Annotated in this window: 25 protein-coding genes; 3 read left to right on the forward strand and 22 right to left on the reverse strand. The window is 42.9% G+C overall.

Annotation, left to right across the window (positions count from 1 at the left end; translation table 11 throughout):
• Positions 1-8: 8 nt before the first annotated feature.
• From tsaD to HMPREF9380_RS00575, 4 genes are read right to left on the reverse strand one after another with little or no spacing between them, the layout of a single operon-like run.
• Positions 9-1,019, reverse strand: coding sequence for a tRNA (adenosine(37)-N6)-threonylcarbamoyltransferase complex transferase subunit TsaD (tsaD, locus tag HMPREF9380_RS00590; RefSeq protein WP_004193792.1), 1,011 nt, complete (start codon positions 1,017-1,019; stop codon positions 9-11).
• Positions 1,009-1,461, reverse strand: coding sequence for a ribosomal protein S18-alanine N-acetyltransferase (gene rimI, locus HMPREF9380_RS00585; RefSeq protein ID WP_004193793.1), 453 nt, complete (start codon positions 1,459-1,461; stop codon positions 1,009-1,011). Before rimI ends, tsaD begins: the two co-directional genes overlap by 11 nt.
• Positions 1,458-2,144 (reverse strand): tRNA (adenosine(37)-N6)-threonylcarbamoyltransferase complex dimerization subunit type 1 TsaB, encoded by a 687-nt coding sequence (gene tsaB, locus HMPREF9380_RS00580; RefSeq protein ID WP_004193795.1) that lies wholly within the window; start codon positions 2,142-2,144, stop codon positions 1,458-1,460. The genes rimI and tsaB overlap by 4 nt, the downstream gene beginning before the upstream one ends.
• A 9-nt stretch (positions 2,145-2,153) precedes the next feature.
• Positions 2,154-2,618: a MarR family winged helix-turn-helix transcriptional regulator gene (locus HMPREF9380_RS00575; RefSeq protein WP_000225125.1), complete on the reverse strand. Its 465-nt coding sequence runs from the start codon at positions 2,616-2,618 to the stop codon at positions 2,154-2,156.
• Positions 2,619-2,750: 132 nt separating this feature from the next.
• Between HMPREF9380_RS00575 and HMPREF9380_RS00570 the strand changes: the two genes are divergently transcribed.
• The 3 genes from HMPREF9380_RS00570 (at position 2,751) to rnjA (ending at position 6,067) form a co-directional block, all read left to right on the forward strand.
• Positions 2,751-3,803 carry an SDR family oxidoreductase gene (locus HMPREF9380_RS00570; RefSeq protein ID WP_032907785.1) on the forward strand — a complete coding sequence of 351 codons (1,053 nt, stop codon included), beginning with the start codon at positions 2,751-2,753 and terminating at the stop codon, positions 3,801-3,803.
• A gap of 347 nt (positions 3,804-4,150) precedes the next feature.
• On the forward strand, positions 4,151-4,381 hold the full coding sequence (locus HMPREF9380_RS00565; RefSeq protein ID WP_002896634.1) for a DNA-dependent RNA polymerase subunit epsilon: 231 nt from the start codon (positions 4,151-4,153) through the stop codon (positions 4,379-4,381).
• 3 nt (positions 4,382-4,384) lie between these two features.
• A complete protein-coding gene (gene rnjA / locus HMPREF9380_RS00560; RefSeq protein ID WP_002898451.1) occupies positions 4,385-6,067 on the forward strand; it encodes a ribonuclease J1 in 1,683 nt (560 codons plus the stop codon).
• Between the two features lie 19 nt (positions 6,068-6,086).
• Here the strand turns inward: rnjA and HMPREF9380_RS00555 are convergent, their stop codons facing one another.
• The 18 genes from HMPREF9380_RS00555 to HMPREF9380_RS00470 form a co-directional block, all read right to left on the reverse strand.
• Positions 6,087-6,842, reverse strand: a complete 756-nt coding sequence (locus HMPREF9380_RS00555; protein ID WP_004193803.1) for a DNA alkylation repair protein — start codon at positions 6,840-6,842, stop codon at positions 6,087-6,089.
• Positions 6,826-7,413 carry a TetR/AcrR family transcriptional regulator gene (locus HMPREF9380_RS00550; protein WP_004193805.1) on the reverse strand — a complete coding sequence of 196 codons (588 nt, stop codon included), beginning with the start codon at positions 7,411-7,413 and terminating at the stop codon, positions 6,826-6,828. The genes HMPREF9380_RS00555 and HMPREF9380_RS00550 overlap by 17 nt, the downstream gene beginning before the upstream one ends.
• A complete protein-coding gene (locus tag HMPREF9380_RS00545; protein ID WP_002919763.1) occupies positions 7,406-7,825 on the reverse strand; it encodes a VOC family protein in 420 nt (139 codons plus the stop codon). Before HMPREF9380_RS00545 ends, HMPREF9380_RS00550 begins: the two co-directional genes overlap by 8 nt.
• Before the next feature lie 103 nt (positions 7,826-7,928).
• A complete protein-coding gene (locus HMPREF9380_RS00540; protein WP_004193807.1) occupies positions 7,929-8,333 on the reverse strand; it encodes a GNAT family N-acetyltransferase in 405 nt (134 codons plus the stop codon).
• 54 nt (positions 8,334-8,387) lie between these two features.
• Positions 8,388-9,734: a type I glutamate--ammonia ligase gene (glnA, locus tag HMPREF9380_RS00535; RefSeq protein WP_004193809.1), complete on the reverse strand. Its 1,347-nt coding sequence runs from the start codon at positions 9,732-9,734 to the stop codon at positions 8,388-8,390.
• A 31-nt stretch (positions 9,735-9,765) separates the two neighbouring features.
• Positions 9,766-10,131 (reverse strand): MerR family transcriptional regulator, encoded by a 366-nt coding sequence (locus HMPREF9380_RS00530; protein ID WP_002898467.1) that lies wholly within the window; start codon positions 10,129-10,131, stop codon positions 9,766-9,768.
• An 80-nt stretch (positions 10,132-10,211) separates the two neighbouring features.
• The gene (locus HMPREF9380_RS00525) at positions 10,212-10,736 is read right to left on the reverse strand and encodes an FUSC family protein (protein ID WP_004193811.1); all 525 of its coding nucleotides are present in this window, start codon (positions 10,734-10,736) and stop codon (positions 10,212-10,214) included.
• 177 nt (positions 10,737-10,913) lie between these two features.
• Positions 10,914-11,579: a COG3942 and LysM peptidoglycan-binding domain-containing protein gene (locus HMPREF9380_RS00520; protein ID WP_004193812.1), complete on the reverse strand. Its 666-nt coding sequence runs from the start codon at positions 11,577-11,579 to the stop codon at positions 10,914-10,916.
• A gap of 176 nt (positions 11,580-11,755) precedes the next feature.
• Positions 11,756-16,420, reverse strand: a complete 4,665-nt coding sequence (locus HMPREF9380_RS00515) for an antigen I/II family LPXTG-anchored adhesin (protein WP_004193814.1) — start codon at positions 16,418-16,420, stop codon at positions 11,756-11,758.
• Positions 16,421-16,600: 180 nt separating this feature from the next.
• Positions 16,601-17,797, reverse strand: coding sequence for a phosphoglycerate kinase (locus tag HMPREF9380_RS00510; protein ID WP_004193816.1), 1,197 nt, complete (start codon positions 17,795-17,797; stop codon positions 16,601-16,603).
• Positions 17,798-18,020: 223 nt separating this feature from the next.
• A complete protein-coding gene (gap, locus tag HMPREF9380_RS00505; protein ID WP_002899102.1) occupies positions 18,021-19,028 on the reverse strand; it encodes a type I glyceraldehyde-3-phosphate dehydrogenase in 1,008 nt (335 codons plus the stop codon).
• 323 nt (positions 19,029-19,351) lie between these two features.
• Positions 19,352-21,433 (reverse strand): elongation factor G, encoded by a 2,082-nt coding sequence (gene fusA, locus HMPREF9380_RS00500; protein ID WP_004193818.1) that lies wholly within the window; start codon positions 21,431-21,433, stop codon positions 19,352-19,354.
• A gap of 241 nt (positions 21,434-21,674) precedes the next feature.
• Positions 21,675-22,145: a 30S ribosomal protein S7 gene (gene rpsG, locus HMPREF9380_RS00495; protein ID WP_002893865.1), complete on the reverse strand. Its 471-nt coding sequence runs from the start codon at positions 22,143-22,145 to the stop codon at positions 21,675-21,677.
• Positions 22,146-22,164: 19 nt separating this feature from the next.
• On the reverse strand, positions 22,165-22,578 hold the full coding sequence (gene rpsL, locus HMPREF9380_RS00490; RefSeq protein WP_002893867.1) for a 30S ribosomal protein S12: 414 nt from the start codon (positions 22,576-22,578) through the stop codon (positions 22,165-22,167).
• Between the two features lie 215 nt (positions 22,579-22,793).
• Positions 22,794-23,258, reverse strand: a complete 465-nt coding sequence (locus HMPREF9380_RS00485) for a hypothetical protein (protein WP_004193821.1) — start codon at positions 23,256-23,258, stop codon at positions 22,794-22,796.
• 19 nt (positions 23,259-23,277) lie between these two features.
• Positions 23,278-24,093, reverse strand: coding sequence for a pur operon repressor (gene purR, locus HMPREF9380_RS00480; RefSeq protein WP_032907788.1), 816 nt, complete (start codon positions 24,091-24,093; stop codon positions 23,278-23,280).
• Positions 24,094-24,185: 92 nt separating this feature from the next.
• On the reverse strand, positions 24,186-25,130 hold the full coding sequence (locus tag HMPREF9380_RS00475; protein WP_002893873.1) for a 3'-5' exoribonuclease YhaM family protein: 945 nt from the start codon (positions 25,128-25,130) through the stop codon (positions 24,186-24,188).
• On the reverse strand, positions 25,120-26,376 hold the full coding sequence (locus tag HMPREF9380_RS00470) for a DNA recombination protein RmuC (RefSeq protein WP_004193825.1): 1,257 nt from the start codon (positions 26,374-26,376) through the stop codon (positions 25,120-25,122). The genes HMPREF9380_RS00475 and HMPREF9380_RS00470 overlap by 11 nt, the downstream gene beginning before the upstream one ends.
• Between the last annotated feature and the right edge of the window lies 1 nt (position 26,377).

Here is a 26,377-nt window from a genome sequence, read left to right on the forward strand (position 1 = left end):
CTTCTCCTTTACTCCATGGTTTCAAAAGCTAGACTTGGCTTAGCATTGAGATCCAAACTGGCAAAATTTTCCTTATTCCACTCGCTGACACTAGCATAAGCAATCATACCAGCATTGTCACCGCAAAGGCGAAGAGGCGGAATAATCACCTTAACATCCTGAATCTCAGCTGCCAAGCGTTCTCTCAGCCCTTGATTGGCCGCAACACCGCCCGCCACGACCAGAGTTTTAACTGGATATTTTTCCAGTGCTTTCTTAGTCTTGGCCATAAGAATATCCATGACCGCCGCCTGAAAGCTTGCTGACAGGTCTTGATTAGACAAGGCCTCTCCTTTTTGCTGGGCATTGTGGTGCAGGTTGATAAAGGCCGACTTGAGACCAGAAAAAGAAAATTCCAGATTGTCTTCCTTAATCATGGCCCGCGGAAAATCATAAATATCCTGTCCCTCATGAGCCAGCTGATCAATCTCTCGGCCTGCTGGATAGGTCAGCCCCATGACTCGACCGACCTTATCATAGGCTTCACCGACCGCATCATCTCGAGTTTCCCCCACAATCTTATAGTCACCAGCCTGACTGACATAGACCAGCTCGGTATGGCCGCCACTGACTAAGAGAGCCAGCAAGGGAAATTCCAAGGGCTCCACACTCTGGGCTGCCATCAGGTGTCCAGCCATGTGATTGACCGGAATCAAGGGAATATCATGAGCCCAAGCAAAAGACTTGGCCGCTGCCAAGCCGACCAGAAGCGCCCCAACCAGACCAGGACCGTAGGTAACGGCCACCGCTGTAACTTGCTCCTCGCTAATCCCTGCTTCAGCCAAGGCCTCCTCAATGCACACCGTAATGACCTCCACATGGTGACGGCTGGCCACTTCCGGTACCACTCCGCCAAAACGCTTGTGGCTCTCAATCTGGCTGGCAATAACATTGCTCAAAAGCTCAGTCTCATTCTTCAGAACCGCCACACTGGTCTCGTCACAAGACGTCTCAAAAGCTAAAATATATCTATCTTTCATGGATCTCTCTTTTCATGACAATCGCATCTTCCACTGGCGCATGATAGTAGGCCTTCCGCCGCGCGATTTCTTCAAATTTTTCTTTTTTGTAAAATAGCAGAGCTGGCTTGTTGGACTCTCTTACTTCGAGGAAAATTTCTTTGTCTGCTGGCAAAAAGTCAAACAAAGCTGTCGCGATTTTCTGTCCCTGATAGCTAGGCAATACAGCAATCTGCAGGACTTCTGCTTCAAAGTCTGTCTCCTGCCAGACTAAAAAGCCGACAAGCTGTTCCCCATCTTCTGCTAGCATACAACTGTTCACATCCGAGCGCAGAACCTCTTCCACTTGGCCTGCGGTCCAAGGACTGACCTCATAGACTGCAAGTAAGAGCTGTTCCAGCTCTTCTGCGAGAGGTACCGCGTCCACATCCGAGTCAGCGCTCCATTTTCTCATCTCAATCATAGGCGCTGAATGTAAGAATCACTGGATTCCTGATGGGTCTTGAGCCAATTTTCCTCGGCCTCTACCCGCTTGAGGTAGTTAGGAACAAAATCATGAATAGACTGGGCTGGCAGGTCCAAACCGAGACGACCAACAGCTGCTGCGTCTGGTAAGGTCGGCTGAACCGATACCCCAGGAAGAGCAGCTTCAATCTGCTCCGCAAACACTGCAGTCTCTCCGACAAAGGTGACTGGCTGATCAGCAAAGCCAGCTATTTCCAAAACCTCTGCCAATGGCAGATGAGCCTCCGGCCGTACAGACTGACCAGACTGATAAAAGCCAGCATAGACATTATTGCGGCGGGCATCCATGACAGGAATGACCAAACCTTCCACCTGCTTTGGGACTAAAGCCAGCAAACTAGACACACCGACCAGCTCAATCTTGAGGGTATGAGCCAGAGTCTTGGCTGTCGCCACCGCCATTCGCAGACCTGTGTAGCTGCCCGGACCCTGAGCAACTACGATACGATCCAAATCCGTCGGCTTCATGTCCAGACTATTCATCAGAAAATCAATAGCCGGCATCAGGGTAATGCTATGGTTTTTCTTTATATTTAAAGTCATCTGCGCCAGCAAGGTCTCGTCCTCTAAAATCGCGAGCGTCAGCGCCTTACTTGACGTATCAAAAGCTGCAATCTTCATGCTTATCCTCTATTTTTCCTCTTGCCGCCAAAGTGAGCGGCGTTTTAATTTGTCTTCGTAGAAACTATCTACCAAAAATTCCTCTAAAATCTGGCTAAAAGCCTCCAAATTAGGCACTTGCTGCGCCAAGTGTTTTCCAAAAATCGCTTCTTGCTCAGCAATCTTGGGCAGCAAATCCGCTCCAGCAGCAGTCAAGCTCAAGCGAGAACTGCGCTTGTCCTTGCTAGAAATTTCCTTCTTGACCAAGCCTTTTTTAATCAAAGCCTGCACCAAGCGACTAGGGCTTTTTTCCTCACAAATCAGGGATTCCCCCAAGCCCTTGAGAGACAGCGGAGCATGTTCGCCCAAAACGAGCAAGACCTCGCTTTGATTGGGCGTAATTCCCAAAGGCTCTAGCAACTTCCCATATTCTCTCGTCGCTAAGCTCTCTGCACTTCTAAACAAATAGCCAAATCGAATTCCTTCTGCTACCACGCTGCTCTCCTTTCAAAAATCACTTCTATACTATTTTACACTAGATTAGGTAAATTGTTGACAATTTTAGTTAAAAAATATAAAATCTTAAATAGATGATATATCATCTATTTGCAAAAGGAGGAAAAACGGATGCCCCCAAACCCTACAAATCAAAAACCAGCCAGAACAATGACCCACGCTTTTGTGACTGGTGCGACCGGTCTTTTAGGAAATAATCTCGTGCGTGCTCTGCTAAAAGAAAACATTCAAGTGACCGCTCTCGTTCGCTCCGAGGAAAAAGCGCGCAAACAATTTGCCGACCTGCCTATCCAGATTGTCAAGGGGGATATTTTAGAGCCCGAAAGCTATCGTGACTATCTAGCAGGCTGCGACAGCCTCTTTCATACCGCTGCTTTTTTCCGCGATAATTATAAAGGCGGCAAGCACTGGCAGGAGCTCTACGACACTAATATTATAGGCACGAATAACCTCCTAGAAGCTGCTTACGAGGCTGGTATCCGCCAATTAGTCCATACTTCCTCCTGTGTCGTACTGGAAGGTGAGGCCAATCAGCTAATCGATGAAAGCATGTCTCGCTCAAAAGATACTCCTTTTGATTACTATCGCAGCAAGATTTTGAGTGAAGAGGCTGTTCGTGATTTCTTGGACAAGCATTCAGATGTTTTCGGTTGCTTTATCTTGCCGAGTGTAATGTTGGGTCCTAGAGACCTTGGTCCGACCTCCAGTGGGCAGCTGATTATCAATTTTGTAGAGCAAAAACTTCCAGGTATCTTAAAGGCTAGCTATAATATGGTGGATGCTAGAGATGTAGCAGATATTCATCTCCGCGCCATGAAATACGGACGCTCAAAGGAGCGCTATCTGGCAGTTGGACGGCAAGTGACCATGACAGAATTGTACCAAATACTGGAAAAAATCACTGGCGTTCCCGCCCCCAAGCGCAAGATCTCCCCTCTTTTCGTCAAAATCTATGCCCAAGCAAGTGAGCTCTACCACCGGCTCACCAAAAAACCAATTTTGGTTACCAATGAGCTCGCTCATCTCATGGCCGAAGAATATCTCAAAAGTAATTTTAGCTTTGCCAAAACCGAGAGCGAGCTAGGCGGACAGCATCGCCCTCTCGAAGAAAGCTTAGCTGACGTGGTAGATTGGTACCGCAAGCACGGCTATTTCGCCAAATAAGCAGCCCTCAAAATCAAGTGACCAAATGTTCATCGCTTGATTTTTCTTTTTGTCAAGCCGCTTTGGCTGAAAAACCGTCTCTGAAATTCACCGTCCCGACTTGCTTCCTAAGCTCATTCTATGGTATAATTACAATAATAATTAAACATCAGGTCAATTTCATTACTCTTACTTTTCCATAAGATACAAGGCTAAAACAGCATTTTAGCCTCTTCATTTGAGTAAGCCCTATCAGAAGTCACAGCAATCGCTCACTTTCCATTTATCATTTTTAATTTATCATGTGAAGAAATGCGCTAACGCCTGCCTTCTTTTATTTTTTAGACCTTATCACAGAAAGGAATCTTATGATTTACAAAGTTTTTTATCAGGAAACAAAAGAGCGCAGCCCGCGCCGTGAAAAGACACGCGCCCTCTATTTGGATATTCAAGCTGACAGCGAGTTGGAAGGTCGCATTCAGGCTCGTAAGCTCATCGAAGAAAATACCCCTTACAATATTGAATTTATCGAGCTCTTGTCTGACAAACACCTCGAATATGAAAAAGAGTCAGGCACTTTTGAATTGACGGAGTTCTAACCCATGGCATATACCTTAAAACCCAAAGAAGTTGGCGTTTTTGCGATTGGTGGGTTAGGCGAAATCGGTAAAAACACCTACGGGATTGAATACCAAAATGAAATCATCATCGTGGATGCCGGTATCAAGTTCCCAGAAGACGACCTGCTAGGAATTGACTATGTCATTCCCGACTACTCTTATATCGTGGAAAATATTGACCGCGTAAAAGCTGTTCTCATCACCCACGGGCACGAGGACCATATCGGCGGTATTCCTTTCCTGCTCAAGCAAGCCAATGTTCCTATCTATGCTGGTCCTCTGGCTCTGGCCCTCATTCGCGGCAAGCTAGAAGAACATGGACTTTTGCGCGATGCCAAGCTCTATGAAATCAATCAAAACACAGAACTGCAGTTCAAGCATCTGAAAGCTACTTTCTTCCGTACAACCCACTCTATTCCAGAGCCTTTGGGAATTGTCATCCATACGCCGCAGGGTAAGATTGTCTGTACCGGTGACTTCAAGTTTGACTTTACACCAGTCGGTGAGCCGGCCGACCTGCACCGCATGGCTGCTCTAGGCGAGGAAGGCGTTCTCTGCCTCTTATCAGACTCGACCAATGCTGAAGTTCCGACCTTTACTAATTCCGAAAAAGTTGTCGGCCAGTCTATTATGAAGATCATTGAAGGCATTCATGGACGGATTATTTTCGCCTCCTTTGCTTCAAACATCTTCCGGCTCCAGCAGGCAGCAGATGCTGCTGTCAAGACCGGCCGTAAGATTGCGGTCTTTGGCCGATCCATGGAAAAGGCTATTGTCAACGGGATTGAGCTGGGCTATATCAAGGTTCCTAAAGATACCTTCATTGAACCAAATGAACTCAAGGACTACCCAGCTGGTGAAGTGCTGATTATGTGTACCGGAAGCCAGGGTGAGCCGATGGCAGCACTATCTCGGATTGCCAATGGAACCCACCGCCAGGTTCAGCTGCAACCTGGAGATACGGTCATCTTCTCATCTAGCCCTATCCCTGGTAATACGACCAGCGTTAACAAGCTGATTAATATTATCTCTGAGGCCGGTGTAGAAGTGATTCACGGTAAGATTAACAACATCCACACCTCTGGACACGGTGGCCAACAAGAGCAGAAACTCATGCTTCGCTTGATCAAGCCTAAATATTTCATGCCAGTCCATGGTGAATACCGTATGCAGAAAGTCCATGCAGGTCTAGCCGTTGATACTGGAGTACCAAAAGACAATATCTTCATCATGAGCAATGGTGACGTGCTAGCTCTGACAGCTGACTCAGCTCGTATTGCCGGCAGCTTCAACGCTCAAGATATTTATGTTGATGGGAACCGCATTGGTGAAATCGGAGCTGCAGTCCTGCGCGACCGTAAAGACCTGTCAGAGGACGGTGTTGTCCTGGCTGTTGCGACGGTTGATTTTGAGTCCAAGATGATTTTAGCCGGTCCAGATATTCTCAGCCGCGGCTTTATCTACATGCGCGAATCAGGTGACCTCATTCGCCAAAGCCAACGCATCCTCTTTAACGCCATTCGCATTGCACTCAAGAATAAAGACGCCAGCGTCCAATCTGTTAGCGGCGCTATCGTCAATGCCTTGCGTCCTTTCCTCTACGAAAGCACCGAGCGTGAACCTATTATTATTCCGATGGTGCTTACACCAGACGAAGACAACTAAAAAATAAGCTTTGCTAGATTTAGCAAGGCTTATTTTCTGCTTTATTTTTTGTTCGAGAAGCATGCTTGATAATCCAAGCGCAACTCGGACTCAGCTTTTCCTCTTGCCAAGTCCCAATCACTCTCTCAAACTTTTCAGGATCTTCTTTATATAAATCATTCAGATTATTAGCGACACTTTTTTGGATTGATTTATCCGCATCATCCTTTAGATTCCTTAAAATAGCGGTAAATTCATCAAAATAATCTAATACCACAGTCTGCTTCTTAGCCCAGGGCAGTCGGATACGCATACACTCGCTGGCTAATCTGCGGACGCGCATATTCTCATCTCGGCTCCACTCTAGCAGTAACTCCATCGTAGCTTTAGGATAATTAGCCAGCAAGGGTCGCATGGAAAATTCTCCAGTAAATCGCTTGGTTAATTCCTTACTGAAGGCGGCACTCAGATCGAATTCCTGACTTCCGTAAAGTTCTACGTATTTGCCAATCGGCCACAACCAGTACCCTTCTGAGAACATACCCAAGCCGCCCTCTAACTCCGGACCAAGTATCTGCTCAAAAACCTTCAGAGAATCAGCATAAGAAAGCGGCAAGCATTCCTTGATACTCTTTGCCAGCAACTCTTGACGCTGAGTAAATTCCAAAGCCTCTAAGTCGCTTTCAACTAGAGACATAAAATGCTGAGCATCAAATTTATCTGTGACTTCTTGCAAGCGACGGCTCAAGTCCTCCGCATAAACCAAATCATAATAATCTTTAACCTTTTTTGCCATGATTTTTAATTCCTCTTAACAGACTTCTCACTATTCCTCTGACTTCTGCTTCTTCCTCTTTCTCAGCTAGAAAAAGAGACAACTCATTCAAGGCACCTGAAATCATATGAGCTGCCATATCCAGATCAATAGAGATAAGTTTCCCTTCTTTAGATAAAATTTCTAATTGCTCTCTCAAATGAAAGAAAGAATTAGCCTCGTCCTGACGACGCCACTCTTTCCACTCAACGACATTGGGACCATCAAGCAGGAGAATACGTTTATTTTCCGTCAAGGTCGCAAAACGAACAAAAGCCACACAGCCTTCTACCAACTGCTCCCAAGAATCATGTGCTTCCAGGGCGTTTTTTTCTACATAAGATCCCAGTTCGGACTGAATTTGTGCCAGTACGGCGGTAAATAAAGTTTTCTTATTCCCGAAATGATGATAAAGTGCGCCTCTTGTCATTCCCAACTCATCTACAATTTCTTCCAAGGAAGTTTCTGAAAAACCCTTTAAAGAAAAATGTTTCCGGGCGATAGCTAATATTTTCTTGCTTGTCTCTAAGGAAGCCTGCTGTTTTTTATTCATCTTCACTCTCCAAATAATTTGCCGCAAACTCAGCGCTAGGTGGAATGACTTGAATGACATCAACCAAAACAGAACCAGGCGCTTCCACAATGAAATGGCGCTGGCCAAAATCTTCACTCTTAATGGGAAGAAGGAACTCCATTTCTCCTTGCTGACGCAATTCTTCATAAAGACAATCCACATTGTCAACTTCGATATTGATGATTAGACCACTCGCCTTAGACTGGTAGGCTTGTGGCACTGTCCCATGCTTGCTATCAATAAAAGCAAGCTCAAAACCACTCTCGATATTCTTTAAACTAATATACCAATCTGAATGGAAGGTTTCCTGAAATTGGAAATATTCAATGAAAAATTGTGCCGCTTGATGGACATCTTCGCTCATTAAAACGGGGTATAAACTGGTAATCATTTGTTCTCCTTTTCTTAAACTTTATCTTAACATACATACCGAATGTATGCAAATGAATATTAAAAAACAGAAGCCAAATTGACTTCCATCTATTGAGACTAGCTCAGCTCAATCGCTTGATAAAATGATATTTGGTAATGCCCTTTTGCGGGACATCTGCTAGACTGGCGTAGATTTCATAGCCTTGCTTGATGTAAAAATCCTTGGCCTGATAAGATTTAGTGGACAAGGTAATGCTAGTTACTCCAGCTTCTGTAGCCTTTTCTTCTAATTCTGCCAGCAGACTGGCTCCCAATCCTCTTTTCTGATATTCTTTATCCACCACCAAAGCCTTGATATGAATGTTTTCCAACACCTGTTGGGCATGGAGCAAGGCAGTTAACCGTCCATCTTCCTCCCGCCTTAGATAATAATCTTGAGGTTCAAGTTTTTCAAGCATACCTGAACTAAAACAAGCCTCATATTGCTCATCAAAAACCCGCTTTATAAAATCATGAAATTTTTCCATCTTTTTCCTCCTCCACGAAAAAGCAGGGGATATGCCAATCCTCCTGCTCTAAGTTTAGTATAAATCTAAATAATTATCCACTTCCCATTGAGAGACAAAGGTTGCATAGCTAGCCCACTCGATACGCTTAGCTTCTAAGAAGCTTGTATAGATATGATCGCCAAGTGCTGCTTTAACGACTTCGTCTTCTGTCAAGGCTTTCAAGGCATTGTGAAGAGTTGATGGCAGGTCTGTAATTCCTGCTTCCTTCCGCTCCTCAGGAGTCATGATATAGATATTCTCTTCGATTGGGGCTGGAGCTTCGATTTTATTTTCAACACCGTGCAGTCCAACTTCCAAGAGAACAGCCATAGCAATATATGGATTAGCCATCGGATCAACGGAGCGCAGTTCCAAGCGAGTACCCATACCACGAGAAGCTGGCACACGCACTAATGGTGAACGATTGCGTCCTGCCCAAGCGATATAAACTGGTGCTTCATAGCCAGGAACCAGACGTTTGTATGAGTTAACCGTTGGATTCATGATAGCTGTGTAGTTATAAGCATGGTTAATCAAACCACCCAAGAAATGGTAGGCTGTTTCTGACAGTTGCATACCTTTTGGATCTTCTGGATCGAAGAAGGCATTATTTCCGTCTTGATCAAAGAGAGACATATTACAGTGCATACCAGATCCCGCAATGCCAAACTTAGGCTTAGCCATAAAGGTTGCATACAGACCATGCTTACGAGCAATAGTTTTCACAACCAGCTTAAAAATCTGAATTTTATCACAAGCACGGAGCACTTCGTCATACTTAAAGTCAATCTCGTGCTGGCCGACTGCGACCTCATGGTGGCTAGCTTCTACTTCAAAGCCCATCTTGGTCAGGACATTGACGATTTCCCGACGGGTATTGTCTGCCAAGTCTGTCGGCGCCAAGTCAAAATAACCGCCCTTGTCATTTACTTCCAGCGTCGGATCCCCATTTTCATCCAACTTAAAGAGGAAAAACTCTGGCTCTGGTCCGAGGTTAAAGGATTTGAAGCCCAGCTCTTCCATATGCTTGAGGGCGCGCTTGAGGTTACTGCGAGGATCCCCTAGAAACGGTACATGATCTGTCGTGTAAACATCGCAAATCAGACCCGCCACACTGCCGTTTTCATCTCCCCAAGGAAAGACCGTCCAAGTATCCAGATCAGGATAGAGATACATATCTGATTCATTGATACGGACAAAACCTTCGATGGAAGAACCATCAAACATGGCTTTATTGGATAAGACTTTGTCAAGCTGTTCATCCGTGGCAGGAATTTCTACATTCTTCATAGTTCCTAAAATATCAGAGAACATAAGACGAATAAAGGTAACATTTTTCTCTTTTACTTCGCGACGGATATCAGCTGCTGTAATAGACATTAAATTTCTCCTTGTAATTCAAACAAAATAGCTATGGTCGACGCATCTGACCAAAGGTTGGCAGAGAAGAAGCAAAACGGCCTTGCTGCAAGATGTCATGATGCAAAGCACGGCGGACATCTTTTTCACTAATGGTCTTGTGGGACTTGGCTTCACGCTCAGCATATTTCCTCTTAATTGCAGCGATATTATAACCTTCCGAAATATAATCTTTAATTTCTAAAAGGCGGTCCATATCATTCAAAGAATACATCCGACGGTTGCCCTCATTCCGAGCAGGGGTAATCAGATTCTGGTCTTCATAATAACGGATCTGACGGGCAGATAGGTCCGTCAGTTTCATAACACTGCCGATGGGAAAGACTGCCATGTTTCGGCGAAACTCTTTTTCCTTCATTCAAATTCCTCTCTACGCACTATTATAGGACGAAATAAATCTTATGTCAAGAAATAATGTCAGATTTTCTTACACAGATTTTATTTTTTCTTTTCAAAGATGGTTCGAAGCCGATCTATATCAGAATTTACCAGAATCGCAACAAAGACTCCCATGAAGGTTTCAAAGATTCTGGCAAAGACATACAAAATGGTATCTTCCGGCCGAATGGACAGGGTAATAATCAGCATAGCAGATACTCCGCCAATGACTCCCGCCTTGTTGTTCATAGCGACATTGGTCATGATTGTCAGCATAGTACAGACCGGTACCAAAAGGAGGGTGACCCAATACTGCTCCTTAAAGACACTATTGGCAATGAAAAAGAGCAGAGCGTAAAAACCACCGATGCTGTTTCCCAAGATTCGCGATGTCCCGAAGTGGACACTCTGATCAAAATCCTCACGAAGACTGAAGACCGCCGTTAAAGCACCAATTTGCAGGCCTTTCCAACCAAAAAGCCCAAAGAGCAATAGGATGATGAAAACAGCTAGACCGGTTTTAAAGGTACGCATGCCCAGACGAAATTTCGATTTATCAAACTTGTACTTATTGAAATAACTCATTAGTCTCCTTCCAGGAAATCCTCCCTCTCTTCATTTTAACATATTTCGCCTCAAAAAAACTCTTTCTGCTTAGGAGATTTCCCACACAAAGAACAAGCCCTATCAGCTACCGCATCAAGAGCTATCGACTATTTAAAAGCTGAGACATTATCTGTCCCAGCCACATTTTTATTATCTTTAGTTTGGATAAATGTAGGTAACTCCACCCATAAATTCATTCGGATTAAAGTAGCCACGATAGTTGTTAATTTGCTTTTGGCGATTGTAATTCGCTTCTAGAACTTGAATTGAGCTATCGCTTTGCACATCTGTCACATAAGCAACATGTCCGTATTCGCCACCATCCCAAACTGCAATAGCGCCTGCTACCGGAACATTTCCTGTTGCATAACCCTGAGCACCAGCATTGATTGCCCAAGTATTAGCATTACCCCACCAGTTGCTTGCCCAAGGAGCCATTTCTTTCACACCCCATGTACATTGGCCGATTGGGTAAGAATTGCCATAGTCAGTCGGTGTATTTAAGACAACATCTTCTGTATCAGATACCAAGGCAGCATCACTTGTCGCTTCATAAGCTGGAGCACTGTAAGGATTGTAAGTCTGAGCCAAAGCTGTACCATTTACTTGCAGCACATCTCCTGGGTTAATCGTATCAAAAATTGTCTTTCCATTATTGGCAGCAAGTTCGTAAGGATTCATTCCATTGGCACTAGCAATGGCAAAAAAAGAGTCCCCCGGCTGGACAACGTAAGAATCTGCATGAACAGATTGAGCGCCGATTGTCGCCAAAAAAGCTGTAGAAGTTAAACCAAGAGTTGCTTTAGCAAATGCTTTTTTCATAAATGTGTTTCTCCGTATAATTTGATGATAAAAAAATCATACCTTATTTACATGTCAGTTTTTTTAGAGTTATGTTTTTGTCATGTTACAAATGATTTATAGTTATGCTACATTAAATTTAACAGTATTTTTAAAGATAAAAAGGCTAGAGATTGATTCCCTAGCCTCATCTATTATCAGTCTTCTCTACGTCTCAATTTTCCTAGACCTAAAGCACCGACAATGGCTGCTAAACCTAGGTAGGGCAGATAGACCGTATCTTCTGATCCTGTTTCTGGCAAAATAGAGATGGGAACTCTCTTATACACTGGAATAGGAGTTTTTGGATCTTCCACTTCAGGAACAAGAGGTTCTTTTGGTTTAGGTGTAACTGTTTTGACAGTGTTTGAAGCATATAAAACATTATTAACGGTATTAATGTAGGTATTTTCAAAGGTACCCACAGCAATCCTTTTCATTTGAAGATACGTTTCAGCCTGAAAAGCTGAATCTAGAGAAACAGTCTCTAAAAATTCTTTCTTGAAACGAATAGAAATCAAGCCTTTCTCAAATTCAACTTTCACAGCTGTATACTCAGTCAAATCTGTGCCAGCCTTTATCACCTTGCCATCTTTGAGCATAATATCTACTTTTGCATAAGCTTTATAAGCACCTGTGTACTCATCTCCATTTTGGTCGTAATCATCCACAAAGCTATAGTCTGTTAAATCCTCAGAATGATTAGCTGGGATTAAGCCGCCGATGAGTCGGTAATTAAAGTTTTGTCCTAAGCTTATCTCCTTGCCATCCAAGTTCTCTGAACTTGTTGGATCAAGGCTCAATGTAATATCTTTTTCAGGACTAATTTTGGGAACATTATTTACAACTATCTCTGTTGCATAACCATTTCCGAAATCAATTTGATAAGCCTTGTTTTCATACTTACCACCTGTCTTACCAAATTCAGACTTAACAGTCATCGGATCTGTAATGACTAGTGATGTTCCAGTTGCTACATATTGCTTATAAAATTCTTCTGGATTATCAGCAGAGAAGAGTTGGAAAGCACCCTTAACAGTAATGTTAGCTTTCTTCAACAAGTCCTGAACTTTCTTAGGAGCAGCTTCTAGACTGTCATATTGTTGAACGCTGACACCTGATACTTGATTTCCTTTTTCATCTGCAACCTTAACCAAATCAGGGCGAACATCTAAAGCTTCCTCTGGATAATCATCTACATAGTAGAAACCATTTTGGATTGCTTCCTTAGAAGATTTATCGCCCTTATATTGATCCAAATCCCATGTTAATTCGTAGTAGTTGGTTGAACCAGCTAAAACTTCTTTTCCGTCAATATTAAGACCTTCTTTATTCTTATTTACTTTCGTTGGCTTAATATAATTGTTATTTGGATTATCAGGATCATTTGGTTTACCAGGAGTCGTTACACGAACAACATTTGACTTAATACCATAAGCATCATTGACTGTCAAAGTGAAGTTATTAGTATAAGTTGCCCCATCGTTCAAGACTCGACCAACAACCATTGGATGAAGAGTCTCAACAGGTTTAGTTAAATCAGCATTGTAGCTTGCCAATGTCTCATCAGTCGCTTTAAAGGTTACAGTATGACTGGCTTCATCATAAGTTGTATCAAAGCCTGTACTTGCAGCCTTAGTTGCATCTAAGTCAAACTTATAGCCAGTTGGTAGTGGATCTACCAATACAAATGAAGTAGTTTTTGGACGTCCAGCTGTCAACGCTTCAGTTTTCAATTCAAACTTAACAATTGACTGTTTAGCAACCAACGTCCGGTCAATATCTACACCATCCTCATTCTTGATTTCTTTATTAATCTGAGGCTGAGCTAATAAACTGCTATAGTGGAAATGAACTGTCGGTACTACTGGTGGAGTTGGCAACTGCTTAGGAGTTGGTGCTAGCGGTGGAGTTGGCAATGGATCATATGTTGGCTCTTCCGGTTTTGATGGCTCCGGTTGATCTGGAGTCTTAACTGGTGGAGTTGGCTCATTTTCATATGTTGGTGCTACTGGTGCTGGTTCCAATGGCTTCTCTGTCTCATATGTTGGCTCTTCCGGTTTTGATGGCTCCGGTTGATCTGGAGTCTTAACTGGTGGAGTTGGCTCATTTTCATATGTTGGTGCTACTGGTGCTGGCTCCGATGGTTTCTCTGTCTCATATGTTGGCTCTTCCGGTTTTGACGGCTCCGGTTGATCTGGAGTCTTAACTGGTGGAGTTGGCTCATTTTCATATGTAGGCACTACTGGTGCTGGCTCCAATGGTTTTTCCTCTTCATAAGTAGGAGCTTGTGGTTCAGTTGGTGCTACCGGCGGAGTTGGTTTTTCCTTAGTAATTTTCGGAACGTTGACCGCACGAATTTTACCATTGAGTGAGTACCAAATGTTTGGTTTTTTACCTTCGGTATTATCTCTTCCAGGTACTTTAGGCATTTCCGCTACAGGCATCACATTGGTAGCAGACGTTGCACCAACAGTAACGTAATTATTAGGGCCTGACATGCTAATAGCTCCCGCACCATACCAAGAGTTTGGCGCATCAGAGGTATCCCAACCAGAACCTGGCTCGTTCGCTCTAGTATACATTGTCCAGCGTGCTCCACCCTGTCCTTGTCTAAAGTTGAGCGTCTCAGTTGCATAAATCATGCCATTCTTTTCACCGATGGATGAGCCAGAGATTTTGACAAACTTACCACTATAATCCTTGGCCATCTCAATAGAGTTGTGCTCACGGTTAAGTGAGGCTACAGAAAGAAGGGCGTTGTCAAAATTAATTGGCTGATCATTTTCATCATAGAAGGTGAATTCATTTTTAATGAAAAGCGAAGTGTCTTTTTCTACTTGACCCGTATAGGCTGAAGCAAAGACTCCTAGAGTAGGGTCGGTAAAGATTCCCAACCAAACTTTTCCACTAGGATTTTTAAATTGCGAAGAAGGATCTACAGTATATTTGTAAACAATCTTCGAAATCTTTTTACCGTTGTAGTATGAATTTTGAAGGTTGGTATAAGTCGCTGTTACGCTTTGTCCACGTTCTAGAAGAACAGTTCCCCATTTAACTTCAGTTTTATTCCCTACATTGGTGGTCCAGTCAGATTTATTGTTGATGTTCCCATACAATTCTACTGAGGAAGTGGTAGCACCGTTTTCCAAATTCTTGACATTCAGGTTGTCTAACTGAAGATTCTTTTTACCATACTGGTCTGTGTCTTTCTTAAAGGCTTCATCAACAGCTGCTGCTGTAAGAAGTTTTCCTTCTGTTTTGAGGTCAAGTTGAGCATTCGGTTCTAAATCATAAACCAAGCTCTGAGCAGATGGCTTAGACAAGTAACCATCTTGATCTTTATTCTTTTCAAGTTCTACAAGTGCTGCCTTAATTTTGGCCTGCTCATCTTCATAAGCCTTCAACTTAGCCGGATATTCAGCCAACTTTTTCTTATATTTGGCAAGATCAGCTTCATATTTAGCTAATTTTGCTTCATAGTCAGTTTTAGCTGCGGCATTCCGCTGCTTGATTTCTTCGTTTTCAGCTTGGAGCGCTGCATTTTTTGCCTTATTGTCTTCAACGGCCTTCTCATATGCTGCTTTAGCATCAGCATTTGCCTTTTGAACGCGAGCTAGTTCTGTCTGGTATTCAGCTAGCTTAGCTTGGTAGTCAGCTTCACTGTCTTCGTTGGCTTTCTTTACTGCTGCCAAATCTGCTTCATATTGCTTCAACGCTGCTTCATAAGTCGCTTTAGCCGTCTCATTACGTTGCTTAATGGCTTCATTTTCAGCTTGAATGGCTGTATTTTTAGCTGTGTTTTCTTCAACTGCCTTTTCATAGGCTGCTTTAGCATCAGCATTTGCCTTTTGAACACGAGCCAGCTCTGCTTGGTAAGCTGCTAATTTGGCTTGGTAATCAGCATCATTATCTTCCTTAGCTTTTTTAATAGCCGCAAGATCTGCTTCATACTGCTTCATCGCTGCGTCATAGTTTGCTTTGGCAGTTTCATTACGTTGCTTAATAGCTTCATTTTCAGCTTGGAGTGCAGCATTTTTAGCAGTATTTTCCTTTACTGCTTTTTCATAAGCTTCTTTAGCTTCAGCATTTGCTTTTTGAACACGAGCCAATTCTGCTTGGTAAGCTGAAAGCTTGTTTTGATAATCAAGCTGACTGTCTTCATTAGCTTTTTGAACAGCGGCTAAATCTTTTTGATATTGAGCTAGCTTCGCTTCATATTCTGCCTTTGCTGTCGCATTAGCAGTGTTGATTTTTTCAACTTCCGCTTGATGAGCTTTCAAATCTTCTTGATACTTATCTTCAGCAGCTTTGTTCTCAGCATTGATTTTATCTGTTTCAGCCTGATGAGCCTCTACTTCTTTTTTATAAGCTTCCGTTGTTTTCTTTATTTCTTCAGCTTGTTTAGCGTAGTCACTCTTAATTTCAGCTTGCTTTTGCGCATTTTCTGCGGCAGTTGTGGCTGTCCCTTTATCGCTTGTTTGATCTTGTACAACATTGACACCTGCTGCTTTGGCATCAGTCACTGCTTTATTTAAATCATCAGCAGATACTTCTACTGGCAGAGCACCATCTTTAGAACCGGCCTGTGCTTGACTTTGGCTTGCTGCTTCAGTCGCTTCTCCCTGTGCTTCAGGCAGATTAGTAGCTGGATTTCCAGTTGTAGTGACTGCTACATTTGCTGTACTATTTGTTTCTGTAACTTCATCAGCCAAAGCTTGCTGATCTGCAACAGCAATCAAAGCTGCCCCTAAGACAGCTCCACATAAAGTCTTAGCGACTTTACTTTTACGAAAACCAAAAACTTCTTTTCTTTTGTTCATTTAATCCCTTTCCTTTAGCATAATTAGTTTTATACATCAGTTTATAATAGCAGTTTTACAGACTGTATGCAACTATTTTACCTACTTTTTTTCTAAAGAACAGATGAAAGCATTTTATCCAAAAAATTAGGCCAGAATATTAGATAAAAAGATGGCTAAAAGCCATCTTAATATGATATCTTATTTCTCTGTAAGTGCTGCAAGACCTGGTAAAACCTTACCTTCAAGAAGTTCCATTGAAGCACCACCACCAGTAGAGATCCAAGAGAATTTGTCTGCACGGCCAAGGTTGATAGCTGCAGCAGCTGAGTCACCACCACCGATGATTGATTTAACACCTGGTTGTTTCACGATAGCATCCATAACACCGATTGTACCAGCTTGGAAGTCTGGGTTTTCAAATACACCCATAGGACCATTCCATACAACTGTTTTCGCACCAGTCAAAGCTTCGTCGAATTTAGCGATAGATTTAGGACCGATATCCAAACCAAGGAAACCTGGATCAACTGCTTCACCTTCAGTGTCTTTCACTTCAGTGTAGTCAGCAAATGCGTTTGCTTCTTTTGAGTCAACTGGCAGAACCAATTTGCCGTTTGCTTTTTCAAGAAGAGCTTTTGCAACATCCAATTTGTCTTCTTCTACAAGTGAGTTACCGATTTCGATACCTTGAGCTTTGTAGAATGTGTAAGTCATACCACCACCGATAAGGACTTTATCAGCTTTCTCAAGCAAGTTTTCGATAACTCCGATCTTGTCTGAAACTTTTGAACCACCAAGAATCGCTACGAATGGACGTTCTGGAGTTTCAACTGCTTCTTGGATGTAGGCAATTTCATTTTCAAGAAGGAAGCCAGCAACAGCTTTTTCAACATTTGCTGAGATACCGACGTTAGATGCGTGTGCACGGTGAGCTGTACCGAATGCATCATTTACGAAGATACCATCTCCAAGAGATGCCCAGTATTTACCAAGTTCTGGATCGTTTTTAGATTCTTTCTTGCCGCCAACATCTTCAAAACGAGTGTTTTCAACCAAAAGAACTTGTCCATCTTCAAGAGCATTGATAGCTGCTTCCAATTCAGCACCACGAGTGACACCTGGGAAAACAACGTCCTGACCCAATTTAGCAGCCAAGTCTGCTGCTACTGGCGCAAGAGATTTACCTTCTTTGTCCGCTTCTTCTTTGACACGTCCAAGGTGAGAGAAGAGAATTGCGCGACCGCCTTGCTCGATGATGTATTTAATAGTTGGAAGAGCAGCAGTGATACGGTTGTCATTTGTAATCACTCCGTCTTTCAATGGTACGTTAAAGTCTACACGAACGAGGACTTTTTTACCTTTTAAATCAACGTCTTTAACAGTAAGTTTTGCCATGTTACAAAAACTCCTTTTCATATTTTATACGCAACTATTATATCATATTTTCCAAAAGTTTTCTTGATATAAAGAAAATTTTCACAAAAAGGAAGAATACTGCACTTATTTCAGATGATAGTTAAAACCTAGCCGGGGTAAAATTACTACACCTTATCTCTTTGTTATCACCCAATAATTAACAAAAAGAGACTCAAATGAGCCTCTTTTTTCTACTATTGAATTATTTAGCGATTTTTGCGAAGTATTCAAGAGTACGTACAAGTTGTGCAGTGTAAGACATTTCGTTGTCGTACCATGATACAACTTTAACCAATTGTTTGCCGTCAACATCAAGAACTTTAGTTTGAGTTGCGTCGAACAATGAACCGTAAGCCATACCTACGATATCTGAAGATACGATTGGATCTTCTGTGTAACCGTATGATTCGTTAGCTGCTGCTTTCATAGCTGCATTTACTTCATCAACTGTTACGTTCTTTTCAAGAACAGCAACCAATTCAGTAACTGATCCAGTTGGAGTTGGAACGCGTTGTGCAGATCCGTCCAATTTACCGTTCAATTCTGGGATAACCAAGCCGATGGCTTTAGCAGCACCAGTTGAGTTAGGAACGATGTTTGCAGCACCAGCACGAGCACGACGAAGGTCACCACCACGGTGTGGTCCGTCAAGGATCATTTGGTCACCAGTGTAAGCGTGGATAGTAGTCATCAAACCTTCAACAACACCGAAGTTGTCTTGAAGTGCTTTAGCCATTGGAGCCAAGCAGTTTGTAGTACATGAAGCACCTGAGATAACTGTTTCAGTACCATCAAGAATGTCGTGGTTAGTGTTAAATACAATTGTTTTAACATCATTTCCACCAGGAGCAGTGATAACAACTTTCTTAGCACCACCTTTAAGGTGTTTTTCAGCAGCATCTTTCTTAGCAAAGAAACCAGTTGCTTCAAGAACGATTTCTACACCGTCAGTTGCCCAGTCAATTTGTTCTGGGTCACGTTCAGCAGAAACTTTAACGAATTTACCGTTAACTTCGAATCCACCTTCTTTAACTTCAACAGTACCATCGAAACGACCTTGAGTTGTGTCGTATTTCAACAGATGTGCAAGCATTACTGGATCTGTAAGGTCGTTGATGCGAGTAACTTCAACACCTTCTACGTTTTGGATACGACGGAAAGCAAGACGACCGATACGACCGAAACCGTTAATACCAACTTTAACTACCATTCGTGATTTCCTCCTTATGAAAATCAAAAAATTTTTATGTGAAAAGAGTAACTTGAGTTGCTACAAATCACCTTTCAACATTTCTATTATATACTTAATTGAGGTAAAATGCAACTGATTTCATTGTTATTAACAAGTATTATGAATTCTTTCACTAACTTTCATTTCGGCTTTCATTGATTTGAAAAATCAAAGCAGTATCTTTTGAAAATGTAGAAATACAACTTACAAGACAAATCATTTCCCCTTTTTATTGAGGGAACGGTTCTCTAAAAAATAGAAAAAGCACCCGCAAACGCGAGTGCCAAGGTTTAGCTCAAGGCTTAAGCTTCACCTTTGTTTTTCTTAATGATTTCTTCTTGTACTGACTTAGGTACATCTTCGTAGTGGTCAAATACCATCATGAAGGTACCGCGTCCTTGTGATGCTGAACGAAGAACTGTTGCATAACCGAACATTTCAGCAAGTGGCACATAGGCACGAACGATTTGGCTATTACCATGCGCTTCCATACCATCAACACGTCCACGACGAGCTGTTACGTGACCCATAACGTCACCAAGGTTTTCTTCAGGAACAGTGATTGTCACCAACATCATTGGCTCAAGGATAGCTGGTTGTGCAGTCTTAGCAGCTTCTTTCAAAGCAAGTGATGCCGCAACCTTGAAGGCTGTTTCAGATGAGTCGACATCGTGGTATGAACCATCGTAAAGTTTCGCTTTCACGTCAACGATTGGGTAACCAGCAAGGACACCGTTAGCCATTGACTCAATCAAACCTTTTTCTACCGCTGGGATGAATTCACGTGGAACCACACCACCGACGATAGCATTTTCAAACTCGAAGCCTTTTCCTTCTTCATTTGGTGTAAACTCGATCCAAACATCACCGAATTGACCTTTACCACCAGATTGGCGTTTGAAGAATCCACGAGCTTGAGTAGAAGCGCGGAATGTTTCACGGTAAGATACTTGAGGAGCACCTACGTTTGCTTCAACCTTGAACTCACGACGCATACGGTCAACAAGGACATCCAAGTGAAGCTCACCCATACCAGAGATAACTGTTTCACCAGTTTCAACGTTTGTTTCAACACGGAATGTTGGATCTTCTTCAGCAAGTTTTTGCAGAGCAATACCCATCTTGTCTTGGTCAGCCTTAGACTTAGGCTCAACCATCAGCTGGATAACTGGTTCTGGAACGTTGATAGACTCAAGGATGATTTTAGCTTTTTCATCTGTCAATGAGTCACCAGTAGTTGTATCTTTCAAACCTACGGCAGCAGCGATATCACCCGCATAAACAGTTTCAATTTCGTTACGGCTGTTAGCGTGCATTTGCAGGATACGTCCGATACGCTCACGTTTACCTTTAGAAGTGTTCAATACATATGAACCGCTGTTCAGGACACCTGAGTAAACACGGAAGAAAGTCAAACGACCTACGAATGGGTCAGTCATGATCTTGAAGGCAAGAGCTGCAAATGGCTCTTCATCAGATGCAGGACGAGTTTCTTCTTCTTCTGTATCTGGATTGATACCTTTGATTGCTGGGATGTCAAGTGGGCTCGGCAAGTAGTCGATAACCGCATCAAGCATCAATTGAACACCCTTGTTCTTGAAGGCAGAACCACACAATACTGGGAAGAATTCAACGTTGATAGTCGCTTTACGGATAGCAGCTTTCAATTCTTCGTTAGTGATTTCTTCACCTTCAAGGTATTTCATCATCAATTCTTCATCAGTTTCAGCAACTGCTTCCACCAATTTTTCACGGTATTCTTGAGCTTGCTCAAGGTATTCAGCTGGGATATCTTCTTCCAAAATATCTGTACCAAGGTCGTTAGTATAGATTTCAGCCTTCATCTTGATCAAGTCGATAATTCCTCGGAAGTCATCTTCTGAACCAATTGGCAATTGGATTGGATGAGCGTTTGCTTGAAGACGATCATGCAAAGTGCTTACTGAGTAAAGGAAGTCAGCACCAATCTTGTCCATCTTGTTAGCAAATACGATACGAGGAACTCCGTACTCAGTTGCTTGGCGCCAAACTGTTTCAGTTTGCGGCTCAACACCTGATTGTGAGTCAAGAACGGTTACCGCACCGTCCAAGACACGAAGAGAACGTTGTACTTCGATTGTGAAGTCCACGTGTCCTGGTGTGTCGATGATGTTTACGCGGTGGTTGTTCCATTGAGCTGTTGTCGCAGCAGATGTGATAGTGATACCACGCTCTTGCTCTTGCTCCATCCAGTCCATTTGTGACGCACCTTCGTGAGTTTCACCGATTTTGTGGATTTTACCAGTGTAGTAAAGAATACGCTCAGTTGTTGTTGTTTTACCAGCATCGACGTGGGCCATGATACCGATATTACGAGTTTTTTCAAGTGAAAATTCGCGAGCCATTTGGTTATTTCTCCTATTAATTTATTTTACAATTTATTATAACATGATTTAGCAAAAACGGATAGGCAGGACCTACCCGTTCTCAATGTTTATCTTGTTTTTGTTGGTCTCAACTTGTAGATAAGTTGAATTGAACTCGGGCTAAAAGCTCAGAAAATAGATAAGCTTTTCTAGAATCTTTGATTCTGCGTCAAGCTTCCTAATTTTCAGTCGCTTTTTTAACGCCCTTAGTATCTTATTCTTACCAACGGAAGTGTGCGAAGGCACGGTTGGCTTCAGCCATACGGTGAGTATCTTCACGTTTCTTAACAGCTGCACCGGTGTTGTTAGATGCATCCAAGATTTCTTTTGCAAGGCGGTCAACCATTGTGTGCTCACCACGTTGACGAGCAATAGTTACCAACCAGCGAAGTCCAAGTGTTGTACGACGTTCTGGACGAACTTCAACCGGAACTTGGTAATTTGAACCACCGACACGGCGAGCACGAACTTCAAGTACAGGCATGATGTTTTCCATAGCTGTTTCAAATACTTCCAGCGCATCGTTTCCAGTTGCTTCTTTGATTTGGTCAAAAGCTCCGTAAACGATAGAAGCCGCTGTACCACGTTTACCATCAAGCATAACGCGGTTGATAAGACGAGTAACTAATTTTGAATTGTAAAGCGGATCTGGCAATACTTCACGCTTAGGCGCTTGGTTTTTACGACTCATTTATCTTTCTCCCCTTTCCTTATGCTTTTGGTTTTTTAGTACCGTATTTAGAACGGCCTTGTTTACGATCAGTAACACCTGCTGTATCAAGTGCACCGCGGACGATATGGTAACGTACCCCTGGAAGGTCTTTTACACGTCCACCACGAAGAAGCACCACGCTGTGCTCTTGCAGGTTGTGTCCGATACCTGGGATGTAAGCTGTAACTTCAATCAGGTTGCTCAGACGTACACGGGCAAACTTACGAAGGGCAGAGTTCGGCTTCTTAGGTGTCATAGTTCCGACACGAGTTGCAACTCCACGTTTTTGTGGTGAAGATACGTTTGTTTGAACTTTTTTATGGCTATTGTAACCAACGTTCAAAGCTGGTGATTTAGATTTTTCTACTTTTGATTTACGCGGTTTGCGAACCAATTGGTTAATTGTAGGCATCTACATTCTCCTGTATTTTTTTAATTTTGGTGATGATACACTTGGTGACAGCTACCATCTGCGTGTACTTTTGCAACATTTGTCAGCACGTCTCTGTACACTTTTGAGAGACCAAAAGTAAAAAGTACCGTCTATCATTATAGCACGACGATACTTTTATGTCAATACATTTTTTCTATTTTAAGCTTATCTCTGCTTATTAGATTGCTGCTAACTTATTGCTGCGGCTGAGCCACTGCTTCTTCTGATACAGCAGCTGGATTTTCAGAAACAGCTGCCTGAGCCCCTTCTGGGTCAATCAAGACTGCTATCGCCTGAATACGGCTTTGGAATCTAGCCTTCGTCGCTGCGTCCTTAACCTTCTCTACTGCAGTCTTAGCCAGCTGCAAATCTTCCAAAGTTTGCATGGTTTCAAGTTGTTTAACCGCTTCTTCTGCGGCTTGGACTGCTTTCTCCTCTTCTTGTATTTCCTCATTTTGAATTTCTTTTTGCCTAGAAGAAGCTTGTAAGAGTGAACTAGTTGATGCTTTACTTGTTGTCGAATCCACCGAATGAGTCTGAGATTTAGATTGACTTTGAACCAAAATCATACCTGTAATTAGTATTCCAAATAAAAACGACAATACTCCTAAACGAATCCACAGCGGACTGTGGTCAAATTTTTCTAAAACTGTTTTCATACCTATTCCCACCCTTTACTTAATCAAAAACATTCCCAATTTCCACATCAATGGTATTCGCCTTGACATCAATATTGGTTACTTTCAAGAGCGATTTATAGTCCAGATAATCGCGATTGGCCTGCGCGTTGTCCGCAAAGACCGCTACACCTGCCAACTCAGAGTCGAATTCAGATAAGAGGCTAATCATCCCTGTAATGGTTCCTCCGCCTTTGAGGAAGTCATCCACGATTAAGACGCGGCTGCCAGCCTTTAGACTGCGCTTGGACAAGAACATCTTTTCGATACGATCTCCGCTGGAGCCCGATACATAGTTAACACTAACGGTTGACCCTTCTGTAATCTTTAAATCCCGACGAACGATGACAAAAGGGACATTGAGAACATTGGCTACTGCATTGGCCAAAGGAACACCCTTAGTCGCAACTGTCATGACCGCATCAATCTGTTGATCTTTAAAGCTCTTAGCAATGATTCGCCCGATATTATTCAGAATGGATGGAGTACTGAGCAGATCAGATAGGTAAATGTAGCCCCCAGGAAGAATCCGATTGCTTTCAGACAGCTGATCACAAAGACCTTGTACAATGGTTTTAGCTTCTGTATCTGAGATGGACGGGCTAAAAATCACTCCTCCACCGGCACCAGTAATCGTTTCGATAGTCCCAATTTCAATCTCTTCAAAGGCACGCTTAATAATGACAATATCTTCTGAAATAGAAGATTTGGCAGATTCGTATTTTTCTGCAAATGTATTTAAGCTCGTTAATTCATAAGGATGGTTAATCAAATAATTAGAAATAACCACCATACGCTCACTTCTTCTTAATTTCATTTTTTCACCAATTAAAGTTATTTTATTCATTATACCATAACAGAAACAAAAAAACGAACATTCTTTTCCAAGTAATGTCCATTTTTCGTATTTTACTGTTCAAGTTTTGGTTTGTAGAAAGAACGGCCTTCAAGAGCGAATATTTTATTGCTCATTTCACCTGGATCTACAAGTCCCAAGGCAGCAGTCATCATCATCATCTCCGCATCCAGATTATCAATCATGTGCAGAATTTCTGCCTCCATAATCTTAGGCCGTACAGGACTGCCATATTCCAAGAGACCGTGGTGGCTGAGAAGGACATGGCGCAGGACAATAACCTCTTCCTTACTATCGTCAATTTTCAGCTCCATCAGGGTCTTGGTCAGTTCCTCATCAATCAAAGCGATGTGACCAATAAGATTGCCTCGCACAGTGTACTCTGTATTTTCCGGACCGCTGAGTTCAATAACCTTGGCCAAGTCATGAAGCATGATCCCAGCGAACAACAAGCTTTTATTAAGCTGAGGATAAATGTCTCCGATAGCATCTGCCAGCTTGACCATAGTAGCGGTATGAAAGGCTAGTCCCGACTCAAAAGCATGGTGATTGGTCTTGGCAGCTGGATAAGAATAAAACTCCTTGTCGTACTTGCTATAAAGCGAGCGGACCACGCGCTGCCAGACCGAATTCTCAATCTTGAAAATCATCTGAGATAAATAGTCTCGAATTTCTTTCTGGTCAACTGGCGGTTTTTCCTTGAAATCCGCTGGGTCATTGGGCTCTCCAGCCTTAGGAAGACGCAGGGTCAGTTGATTAACCTGAGGTGTGTTATTGTAGACTTCTCGTCGGCCTTGCATGTGCACGACCTTGCCAGCGGTAAATTCTTCAACATTATGTGGCTGAGCATCCCAGAGTTTGCCCTCGATTACCCCTGTATCGTCTTGGAAAGTAAAAGCCAGATAATTTTTCCCAGCCCTTGTCTGACGGACTTCTGCTGACTTGATCAGATAGAAACCTTCAAACAGTTCATCTTTTTTCATTTGATTAATCTTCATTGTTTTCCCTTTCTTCTGAAAAATCAAGTAAGTTCAAATCGAGGTCTTGGTCAGACAGCTCAATATGGCGTAAGGTTCTTTCGATAGCCCCTGTCCGCCGGGTTAAGAGTTCATCAATATTGCCCGAAGCATGCTGCAAGTGCTTTTGCGCCTTGGTCAGAATACCACCGAACTTGTTAAATTCGGATTTGACAGAACCCAGAACCCTGCTGATGTCGTCCGCACTTTTTTGAATATTGAGCGTTTTAAAGCCGACAGACAGTGAATTGAGTAAGGCAGATAGGGTAGATGGCCCCGCTACCACAATCTGCTCTTCCCGTCGCAAACTGTCAAAAAAGGCTGGATTGCGGACAACTTCCGAATAGAGACCTTCCGTTGGCAGAAACATAATTCCAAAATTAGTCGTAGCCGGCGGCGCCAGATATTTACTCTTAATATCCTTGGCAAAGCGTTTAACGCTTGCTAAGAGAGACTTGCGATAGAGCTCAATCTCTTCCTTGCTGCCAGACTCATAAGCATCTTCCAAACGGTAGTAAGCAGCTAGAGGAAACTTAGAATCAATGGGCAGATAGACATATTCATGCTCCGTCTGTCCTGGCAGTTTAATGGCATATTCGACACGCTCGCTGGAGCCGGCCACCGTCACAAACTCTCGCTCATACTGACTGGCCGTCATGATATCCTCGATAATCTGGCCTAGCTGCAACTCCCCTAGAATCCCCCGAGTCTTGGTGTTGGAAAGGACCTTGTTCAGTGTGCCGACATCTCGGGCAACACTCTGCATTTCTCCTAGACCGCGATTAACAGACTCCAATTGCTTAGAAACCGTTTCAAAAGAAGTCTGAAGACGAGTCTGAAGTGTTTTCTCCAGTTTCTCTTCAACAGTCTGCCGCATCTGCTCTAGACGGTTTTCGTTGGACTCTTGAATCTGCCGCATACGCTCGTCAGTTTTATCCCGATTCTTGGTCAGATTGTCACTGATTTCCAAGCGCAGCTCTGTCAAGTTGCGGTGCAAGTCTGTCCTGACCTCGCTCAAGCGGTCACCCAGAGCTAATTCCAGCTCTTTCTGAGACGTTTGCTTTTTCTGACTTTCCTGCTCCAAGCGATAGTCCAACTGATCCGATAGATGATCTGCCTGATTTTCCAAGACTTGCTTTAGCGTCTCGGTCTGCTGACTAAGCTTTTGCCATAAAAGAAAGGTCAGCATTAGATTTCCCAAAAGAATGAGGATGATTATAAACTCCATA

This window comes from Streptococcus sanguinis SK49 (assembly GCF_000212815.1).
GTDB classification, from domain to species: domain Bacteria; phylum Bacillota; class Bacilli; order Lactobacillales; family Streptococcaceae; genus Streptococcus; species Streptococcus sanguinis_C.